The sequence below is a fragment of the Streptomyces sp. NPDC059477 genome (assembly GCF_042749375.1).
Classification (GTDB): domain Bacteria; phylum Actinomycetota; class Actinomycetes; order Streptomycetales; family Streptomycetaceae; genus Streptomyces.
The window spans coordinates 1-1,294 of sequence record NZ_JBHYUG010000195.1 but is presented as its reverse complement, the minus strand read 5'-3'; the positions used below and the strand labels follow the sequence as shown (position 1 = coordinate 1,294).

The following is a 1,294-nucleotide window of genomic DNA, read 5'->3' as shown; positions in this document are numbered from 1 at the left end:
GCCGCAAGGCTAAAACTCAAAGGAATTGACGGGGGCCCGCACAAGCAGCGGAGCATGTGGCTTAATTCGACGCAACGCGAAGAACCTTACCAAGGCTTGACATACACCGGAAACGGCCAGAGATGGTCGCCCCCTTGTGGTCGGTGTACAGGTGGTGCATGGCTGTCGTCAGCTCGTGTCGTGAGATGTTGGGTTAAGTCCCGCAACGAGCGCAACCCTTGTTCTGTGTTGCCAGCATGCCCCTTTGGGGGTGATGGGGACTCACAGGAGACCGCCGGGGTCAACTCGGAGGAAGGTGGGGACGACGTCAAGTCATCATGCCCCTTATGTCTTGGGCTGCACACGTGCTACAATGGCCGGTACAATGAGCTGCGATACCGTGAGGTGGAGCGAATCTCAAAAAGCCGGTCTCAGTTCGGATTGGGGTCTGCAACTCGACCCCATGAAGTCGGAGTTGCTAGTAATCGCAGATCAGCAGTGCTGCGGTGAATACGTTCCCGGGCCTTGTACACACCGCCCGTCACGTCACGAAAGTTGGTAACACCCGAAGCCGGTGGCCCAACCCCCTTGTGGGGAGGGAGCTGTCGAAGGTGGGACTAGCGATTGGGACGAAGTCGTAACAAGGTAGCCGTACCGGAAGGTGCGGCTGGATCACCTCCTTTCTAAGGAGCATCTAGCTGCCGTAAGGCAGCCAGAGCCACGACGCAGGCGAATGTCCTGCGGTGGTCGCTCATGGGTGGAACGTTGATTATTCGGCATTTTCGGTCTGCTTCTCTTCCCAGTACTGCTTCGGCGTGGAACGGGGGACGGAGAGATGCGAGGGTGTCGGGCACGCTGTTGGGTGTCTGAGGGAATGATCTTCTTCCTTCAGGTGCCGACCCCAGTGAACTCGGACCGTGTGGTTCGGGGTGGTGGGTGGTTGGTCGTTGTTTGAGAACTGCACAGTGGACGCGAGCATCTGTGGCCAAGTTTTTAAGGGCGCACGGTGGATGCCTTGGTACCAGGAACCGATGAAGGACGTGGGAGGCCGCGATAGTCCCCGGGGAGTCGTCAACCAGGCTTTGATCCGGGGGTTTCCGAATGGGGAAACCCGGCAGTCGTCATGGGCTGTCACCCATGCCTGAACACATAGGGCATGTGGAGGGAACGAGGGGAAGTGAAACATCTCAGTACCCTCAGGAAGAGAAAACAACCGTGATTCCGGGAGTAGTGGCGAGCGAAACCGGATGAGGCCAAACCGTATGCGTGTGAGACCCGGCAGGGGTTGCGTATACGGGGTTGTGGGATCTCTCTT

2 rRNA genes are annotated in these 1,294 nt (G+C 58.2%); both read left to right on the top strand.

What is annotated here, in order from left to right:
- A 16S ribosomal RNA gene (locus ACFXAZ_RS39530) occupies window positions 1–662 on the top strand; the annotation flags it as partial.
- 300 nt (window positions 663–962) lie between these two features.
- A 23S ribosomal RNA gene (locus tag ACFXAZ_RS39525) occupies window positions 963–1,294 on the top strand; the annotation flags it as partial.